At 74.6% G+C, this 8,217-nt stretch carries 5 protein-coding genes; all 5 read left to right on the top strand.

Annotation, left to right across the window (positions count from 1 at the left end; all coding sequences use genetic code 11):
- Positions 1 to 204: hypothetical protein (locus tag ACFRMQ_RS34525; RefSeq protein WP_380734731.1), on the top strand; the 204-nt coding region annotated here is incomplete at its 5' end.
- Positions 201 to 1,487, top strand: coding sequence for a DUF4255 domain-containing protein (locus ACFRMQ_RS34520; protein WP_380734729.1), 1,287 nt, complete (start codon positions 201 to 203; stop codon positions 1,485 to 1,487). The genes ACFRMQ_RS34525 and ACFRMQ_RS34520, both read left to right, overlap by 4 nt.
- Entirely contained in the window at positions 1,484 to 3,445 is a 1,962-nt protein-coding gene (locus tag ACFRMQ_RS34515) for an ATP-binding protein (RefSeq protein WP_380734728.1), read from the top strand. Before ACFRMQ_RS34520 ends, ACFRMQ_RS34515 begins: the two co-directional genes overlap by 4 nt.
- Positions 3,436 to 3,729 (top strand): hypothetical protein, encoded by a 294-nt coding sequence (locus ACFRMQ_RS34510; protein ID WP_380734727.1) that lies wholly within the window; start codon positions 3,436 to 3,438, stop codon positions 3,727 to 3,729. Before ACFRMQ_RS34515 ends, ACFRMQ_RS34510 begins: the two co-directional genes overlap by 10 nt.
- Positions 3,726 to 8,217, top strand: a 4,492-nt coding sequence (locus ACFRMQ_RS34505; protein ID WP_380734726.1) for a DUF4157 domain-containing protein, incomplete at its 3' end; no start/stop codon positions are given. The genes ACFRMQ_RS34510 and ACFRMQ_RS34505, both read left to right, overlap by 4 nt.

The raw sequence follows: 8,217 nt of genomic DNA, 5'->3' as shown, positions 1-8,217 counted from the left end.
GCGCCCGCCCGGGGCGCGGCGGCACCGGCCTCGGCCGGGCGCCGACAGCAGCGGGAGCCGGACCGGGTGGTCCGGGTCCAGATCGGCCGGGTCGAGGTCAGGGCCGCCGGGCAGACCCCGCCCGCCGCCCGGCGCACCCGACAGCCCGCGCGGCCCGCCCCGGCGCTCGACCTGGAGAAGTACCTCAACCGGGGGCGGTCATGAGCAACCACCTCGCGGTCGCGACCGTGACCGAGGCGCTGCGTCTGATGATCGCGCGCTCGCTGTCGCCCGACATCCCGTTCGCGGTGGAGGTCGGCACCCGCAAGCCGCCGTCCGACCCGCCGAGCGACCCGACCATCACGGTGTTCCTGTACCAGGTCACCCCGAACGCCGCGCTGAGCAACCGGGACGCGCCGACCCGGGCCCCGGACGGCACCCTGCTGACCAAGCCGGCGGCGGCCCTGGACCTGCACTACCTGATCAGCTTCTACGGTGACGAATCCCAGCTGATCGGTCAGCGCCTGCTCGGCTGCGTGGTCCGCGCCCTGCACGAACAGCCCATGCTGTCCGGTCAGTTGATCGACGAGGCGGCCGCCCAGCCGTACCTGGCCGGCGCCGACCTGGCCGCCGCGCCGCAGCGGGTCCGCTTCACGCCCGCGAAGATGGACCTGGACGAGATGTCCAAGCTGTGGACGGCGATGCCGCAGACCCCGTTCGAGCTCTCGCTCTACTACCAGGCCACCGCGGTCTTCGTGGAGGGCACGGCGGAGCCGGCCGCGGGCAAGCCGGTGCTCCGGCGCACGGTACGCGCGCTGCCCAGCCGAGGGCCGCTGGTCGACCGGGTGCTCTCCCGGCCGGCCGGCGCGCGGAGCGCCCCGGCGGACGGTCCGGTGGCCAAGGGCGGCGAACTGGTCGTGCTGGGCCGGGGCTTGCGATCCGACCTGGTGGTGGCCCGGCTGAACGACCGCCAGGTGGCGCCGGCGGGCGTGCGCGACGACCAGTTGGTCGTCACCGTGCCGGACGACCTTTCCCCCGGCGTCTACCGGCTACAGGTGCTGCACGGCGTGGAGCTGGACGGCCGGCCCGCTTCGGCGCATCTCGGGCTGGAGTCGAATGCCCGGACCTTCGCCTGCCAGGCGCGGATCGTGGAACCGGTCGGTGTGGCGAACCGGACGGGTGGCGGCTCCCGGGTCTCCGCGCGGCTGGACATCACGCTGGACCTGCCGCTCCGGGACGGGCAGCACGTCGTGGTGATGCTGGACGAGTTGCGGCCGCCGGCCGGGCGGCGCGGGGCGAGCTACCAGTTCGGGGTCCCGCCGACGGCGCGCCCCGACGCGTACACGGTCCGGGCGGAGGTCACGGACGTGCGTCCGACGACCTATCTGGTCCGGGTCCAGACCGACGGCGTGCCGAGCGGGCTGACGCCGGCGGCGGACGGGTCGTTCGCCGGGCCGGTCGCGGACCTCGGCGCGGCGACGTGGCCGAGGGCGACGGGGGAGCGATGAGCACGCGCCGGAGGCAGAGCGGTGGCCGTGGCGAGGAGGAGCCGCACCACCAGGTGCTCTCGGCCGCGGTCGCGGCCGTGCTCAGCCGGGTGGACGCGCATGCGTCCGGCACCGCGGTGCCCACGGCCCCCGGCCGTGGCGGGCGGCGCCCGGTGGCCGTGAGCGCCCTGGACACCCTGTGCTCCTGCTTCGGGCTCACCCCCTTCGAGCGCGACGTGCTGGTGCTCGCCGCCGCCCCGGAGATCGATCCGACCGCCGCGGCCCGCCTCGCCGCCGCGAGCGGCGACCCGGCACGCGCGTACCCCACCTTCTCGCTCGCCCTCGCGGCGTTCGAGGAGCCGCACTGGAGCGCGCTGACCCCGGTCGGGCCGCTGCGCCGCTTCCGGCTGGTGGAGCTCGCCGACGAGACCTCGCCGACCGGCTCCCGGCTGCGCATCGACGAGCGGATACTGCACTTCCTGGTCGGCGTACCGTACTTGGACGCACGGCTGCACGGGCTGGTCTCCCGGGTGCGCGCGCCCGAGGAACTGCCCGACGCGCACGAGCGCTGTGCGGTGACGCTGGCGAGCGGCTGGTCCGCGGCGGAGCCGGACGGGCTGCCGCAGGCCGAACTGTTCGGAGCGGACCGCCGTACCCGCTGGGAGATCGCCGCGGCCGGCGCCCGCCGGGCCGGGCTCAGCCTGTACGCGGCCAGTGCCGAGGACCTGCCCACCGAGCCCGCCGAGCGCGAGCAACTCGCCCGGCTGTGGCAGCGGGAGGCGGTCCTGACGCCCGCCGCGCTGCTCATAGAGGCCGGGGAGCCGGGCCGGGAGCGGACCGGCGGGCCGGGCGCCCTGGAGGCGCTGCTGGCGGCGCTGGCCGTCCCCGTGGTGCTGTCGGGCACCGAGCCACTGCCGGGCCCGGCCGCGCGGGCGCGCCTGCGCGTACCCGAGCTGGCACCCGAGGAGCAGCTCGGCCTGTGGACCGCCGCGATGGACGGCGTGGCGGGCATCGGTGAGCCGGAACTCCGGGGCCTGGTGGCCCAGTTCTCGCTGCCCGCGCACGTCATCCGGTCCGCCGCCGGGGTGGCCCGGCGGGCGGCGGCCGAAGGCGTCGGGGACGTCTCCCGACTGGCCTGGCAGGCCGGCCTCACGGAGGCCCGGATGTCCCTGGACGAGCTGGGCCGGCGGGTGGAACCGGGCGCGGGCTGGGACGACCTGGTGCTGGAGGAGCGGCAGCGGGACATCCTGCGGGAGATCGTCGCGCACGTCCGGCGGCGCGGCACGGTGTACCAGGAGTGGGGCTTCGAGTCCGTGCTGCGGCGCGGGCTCGGCGTGACCGCCCTGTTCGCCGGCGGCTCCGGTACGGGCAAGACCCTGGCCGCCGAGGTGATCGCCGGGCAGCTGGGGGTCGACCTGTTCGTCATCGACCTCTCCCAGGTGGTCAGCAAGTACATCGGTGAGACGGAGAAGAACCTCCGCCGGGTCTTCGACGCGGCCGAACGCGGCGGCGCCCTGCTGCTCTTCGACGAGGCCGACGCGCTGTTCGGCAAACGGAGCGAGGTCAAGGACAGCCACGACCGCTACGCCAACCTCGAGGTCAGCTATCTGCTGATGCGGATGGAGGAGTACCGGGGCCTCGCCGTGCTCACCACCAACATGAAGAAGGCCCTCGACCCGGCCTTCATGCGGCGGATCAGGTTCGTGGTCGACTTCCCTTTCCCCGGCACCGCCGAGCGCGCCGAGATCTGGCGCCGGGTGATCCCGAAGCGGACGCCCAGCGAGGGCCTGGACGCCGAGCTGCTCGCGCAACTCACCGTCGCCGGCGGGTCGATCCGCAACATCGCGCTGGCCGGCGCCTTCCTCGCCGCCGACCAGGACAGCCCGCTGCGGATGCGGCACCTGCTCGCCGCCGCGCGTACCGAGTACCTCAAGCTGGAGCGTTCGCTGACGCCATCGGAGGTCCGTGGATGGGTGTGAACCCCTCGGCCGCCGATGCGCCGCGGTTCGAGATCGAGATCGGCGAGCTGGTCTTCGACGGCTTCGAGCGGATCGATCCCGACCGTCTGACGGCCGCCTTCCAGGGCGAGTTGGTGCGACTGGTGCGCGAACGCGGCGTACCGGTCGCGGCGGCGGGTGACCGTGCGCTGGACGTGCTGTCCGGGCTGCCGCCGCTGCCCGCGAGCAGCTCGCCGCAGCGGCTCGGGGAGGCGCTCGCGCGTGCGGTGCACGCGGGTCTGAGCGCGGAGCGGGGGCGGCGATGAGCAAGTCGAGCGCCCCGCCGCAGGCCGCGCCGAAGGGTGGCCGCCGTAAGTCCCGTGCGCCGAAGGCCCGTACGCCTGAACCGAAGGAGATCATCTCCGGCGCCGGACACCCGCTCGACCCCGGGGTGCGGCGTGACCTGGAGGCACGGCTCGGCCACGACTTCAGCCGCGTCCGGGTGCATGCCGGCCGGGACGCCGACGCGCTCACCGAACTGGTCGGCGCGGATGCCGTCACGGTCGGCGAGGACATCTTCTTCGCCGAGGGCAGGTTCCGTCCCGGCACGGAGGACGGCCGCCGCCTGCTCGCGCACGAGCTGCTGCACACCGTCCAAGCCCCGCACCCGCTGGGCGCGTTGCGGGCCGGGCGGGAGCTGGGCGCGGTCAGCCTGCCGCAGGACGCGATCGAGCGGGAGGCCGAGCGGGGCGCGCGGGAGCCGGGGCGAGAGCCCGCGGCGACGCCGAGCGCCACGCCGGGCTGGTTGCGGTACGCGACGGTCGACGCGGAGCGGTACCGCACCGAGAAGCTCGATCCGGCGACGCTGGTGGACCGGCTGGCGGCGGGCGTTCTGCGCTCGCTGCGCGGCGACCCGACCGACTCCTCGGGCCGGGTTCGGCTGCAACTCGTACGGTTCGCGCCGGAGTTGCAGGCCGCCGTTCTGGAGCGGCTGTCCGACCGGATGCCGTCCTCGGACTACGCCCGGTTGCTGGAGCTGGTCGACGTCGCCGAGCACGACCAGGCGCCGGACGCGGTGGACACCGCGCAGACGCCGCGACCGGTGGCGGAACCCGCCGATCGGGCCGAGGCCGGGGAGGGCGGTCAGCAGCCCCAGCCGAACGTTGACCAGGACGTCGAGCAGCCTGACGGCAAGAACGGCAAGAACGACAAGGGCGACAGGAAGAAGCGCGAGGGCCGGGGGAAGGACAAGGACGACAAGGATCAGGACCAGCCGGAGCCGCCTGCGGGAGCTCAGGAGACGCGGGACGAGGCTCCGGCGGCCGCCGCCGCACCGGAGGCCGCCGCGCCGACGGGGCCGGAGCAGCAGGCGCGGCCCGTACTGGACCAGGCTTCGCAGGCGGAGCAGCCCGAGGCGGCCGTTGCCGAGGCGGCTCCGGTGGAGGCACGGCCGGATGCCGCGCGGCCTGCCGCCGCGCAGGCGGTCGGCTCGCCACAGCGGGAGCGGAAGGAGGCGAGCGCGCGGCCCACGCCCGGGACCCGGCCGGAGGCGCTCGACGCCCGGCGGCTGCCGCAGCCCGGGCCGGTCAAGCCCGAGCGCGTGGACGAGATCGCGGAGGCGAAGGACAGCCCGCTGGTCCGGCACGGGCTGCTGGACGGAGACCGGCAGCAGGGCGAAGCCCGCGAGGAAGAACGGCCGTTGGGTCTGGAGCCGGGCGCCGAGCAGGACGTCGACCCACACGCCGGGGAGGACGAGCAGGCACCGCCGGCCGACGCGACGCCCGAGCTGAAGCCGGAGGACTTCCTCCCGTCCACTGATCCGGACGTGTCCGCCGTCCCGACGGCGGATCGGCTCACACCGCCCGCCGACGGCTCGGCGCCCGCGCAGCCCGAGGTGCCGACCTTCCCGGAGCCGCCCGAGACCAAGGCCGAGCAGGTCCAGGCCGCACGCGAGAACGATCCTCAGGAGGAGACGGACCCCGCGCCGTCCCAGCCCGCCCCCGGGGCAGCGCAGGTCGCGCCCGAGCCGACCCCGGCCACCGAGGCCGGGGAGCGGACGGCTCGTGATCCGCGGTCCGAGCGGCCGGTCGAGCAGGAGATCGGCCCCGAGGCCGGGACGGCTGCCGTCGCGCCCGCCGCGGCCGAGCCCGCGCCGGCCCAGCCCGCCGAGCGGGCCGAGCCCGTACAGCCGGAAGCCCCGGCTGCTGCCGAACCGGCGGCGGCCACCCCCGAGCCCACCGCCGAGCCCGCCGAGCCCACCGCCGAGCCCGCCGCCGAGCCCGCCGAGCCCACCGCCGAGCCCGCCGCGGCCCCGGAACCCGCCGCGGCCCCCGACCGGGCGGCGCCGAGCGCTCCTGGTCCGGTCGGCGGGACCGACCCTGCCGTCGCCGGCCCTGAAACGGCCGCTCCGGCGGCTCCCGGCCCCGTCACGGAACAGGCCGACGCCCCGGGCGAACTCGGCGTGTCGCCCGCCCCCGAGGCCTCGCTCGAACCGGGCGGGGGATCGTGCGCGGGCCCGCAGCAGCCGACCACGGAGGAGGAGAAGGCCGAGGACGGCGGCGGCCCCGCGCCGGGCGGCGCCGGAGGCGAGAGCGAGCAGGAGGACAAGCCCGTTCCGCCGGACGTCTCCGGCCAGGACCCGCGGAGCGCGCTGGCCACCGCCGCCGGCCTGCCGCCCGACCGGATGGCCACCGCCCTGGACGGTGTGGACGGCTCGGTCGACCGTACGGTCGGCGAGCAGCACGCGAGGCTCCGGTCCGCACCGCCGAGCCGTGAGCGTCCGGCGGGCGCTCCGCGGACCCAGGCCGGTACGCCCGAGGCCGCCCCGCCCGCCGAAGCCGTCTCGGAACGGCTGGAGCGGGTCGGCCCGGACGGCGCGACTCAGGACGGCCGGCAGGCGGACGCGAAGAAGGCCGAGGGTGCGAACCCGGCGGACCGGGTCGCGCGGCCGAACGTGGCCGACGACGGCTCGAACCAGGTCTCCGCGCAGGAGGCGCAGCAGGTCCAGGGTGCCGTCGACGACGTACCGACCACCGACCCGGCGTTGAACGTCACCGTCGGCCCCACGCCCACGGTGGACCTGAAGGGTGACAGCGACCCGGCCCGTACCGACCGGCAGCGGGGCAAGCTGAAGGAGCGCTCCGGAAAGATCCTCGGCGTGGGCCGGGACGACGCGGCCAGGCCCCTGGGGGAGGACCGGATCTACCCGGACGTCCCGAAGGAGACCCTCACCGCGGCCGTGCCCGGTGCGTCCGGCGGCGGGGCCGGAAACGCCCGGGGTGCGGTGGACACCGGGCCCGGCATCGGCGTCGTCACCCAGCAGGAGCGCGGCCCGCAGATCCAGGCCGCCGTGGGCCAGGGGCAGGGCCGGCTCGCCTCCGAGCAGGCCGGGCAGAAGCAGGGCGAGGCGGAGCGGCGCCGGCAGAACCAGGCCGAGATCGACCAGTCGGTCGCCGACAACGCCCAGGCCCAGGCCGGCGAGCGCGGTACGGCCGCCGGCCTGGTCAGGACCGAGCGCGAGCAGTGGCGCGCCGAGCAGGACCGGAAGATCTCCGAGGCGGACGAGAACTCCGACGCGGAGCACAAGGACAAGAACGACCGGATCGGCAAGAAGCGTACTGACACCGACAAGAGCATCAAGGACCGCCAGGACACCGACAACGCCCGGATCCGGAAGAACCGTCAGGACGCCGAGGAGAAGGCCCGGAAGAAGAAGGAGGAGAAGAAGGAGGAGTCCTCGGGCTGGTGGGGCTGGGTCAAGTCCAAGGTCAAGCAGGCATTCAACGCGCTGCTGGACGCCGTCACCGGGATCTTCACCTACTTCCGGAACCTCGTCAACGGCATCATCGACGCCTTCGAGAAGTTCGCGGACTCGGTGATCGACGCGGTGCGCGACTTCGCGATCGACCTGATCGACAAGCTGGCGGACGCGCTCATCGCCATCGTCGACGTGCTGCTCGCCGCCTTCCCGGAGCTGCGGGACAAGTTCCGCAAGAAGATCGAGGAGTGGCGGGACAAGGCCATCGCCAAGGTCGACGAACTGGCCGACAGGCTGAAGGCCGCCGTCGGCAAGCTGCTCGACGCGCTCGCCGCCGGGCTCGACGCGCTGCTCGACGCGCTGGAGGCGGGCCTCAAGGCGGCGATCGAGAAGGTGCGGAAGGCGGTGCTCGACGCGATCGACTTCGTACGGAAGGCGATCGCGATGTTCGGTGAGTTCGCCGCCCTCATCGGGGACATCGCGCCGGACCCGGGCGGCTGGCTGAAGAAGCTCGGCGCCGCCGCCGTGGACGGCATCCAGCACTACCTGTGGGGCGCGATCAAGAGCGCCGTCAAGCAGTGGTTCGACGACAAGGTCGAGTCGGTGGTCGGGCTGACCTCCACTCTGGTCAACGTCCTGATCAAGGGCTGCGTCTCAAGTGCGCAGATCGGGCGGATGGCCTGGCAGGCGATCGTCGCGGCGCTCCCGGGGATGATCATCTCGATCGTCGTCGAGAAGCTCGTCTCGATGATCGTGCCGGCGGCGGGTGCGATCATGACGATCATCCAGGGCCTGATGGCCGCCTGGAACACCATCAGCAAGATCATCGCTGCCATCGGCAAGTTCGTCGCCTTCCTCAAGGCGGTCAGGAGCGGCGCCGCGGCCCCCCTGTTCGCCCAGGCGGTCGCCTCCGGCGTGGTGGCCCTCCTCGACTTCATCACCAACTTCCTGCTGTCGCGGCTCAAGGGCGCGGCCAGGGGTGTCGGTGCCAAGCTCAAGGGCATCGCCCGGAAGATCCTCAAGGGCCTCGCGAGGGCGGGGAAGGGTGCCCGCCGGT

This window comes from Kitasatospora sp. NPDC056783 (assembly GCF_042789895.1).
GTDB lineage: Bacteria > Actinomycetota > Actinomycetes > Streptomycetales > Streptomycetaceae > Kitasatospora.
This window is presented reverse-complemented; position numbering and strand designations above follow the sequence as displayed.

What these genes read in the sequence shown, in the direction of transcription:
- ACFRMQ_RS34510 (WP_380734727.1), top strand. Translation starts at nt 3,436, where the DNA reads ATGGGTGTGAACCCCTCGGCCGCCGATGCGCCGCGGTTCGAGATCGAG.
- ACFRMQ_RS34515 (WP_380734728.1), top strand. Translation starts at nt 1,484, where the DNA reads ATGAGCACGCGCCGGAGGCAGAGCGGTGGCCGTGGCGAGGAGGAGCCG.
- ACFRMQ_RS34520 (WP_380734729.1), top strand. Translation starts at nt 201, where the DNA reads ATGAGCAACCACCTCGCGGTCGCGACCGTGACCGAGGCGCTGCGTCTG.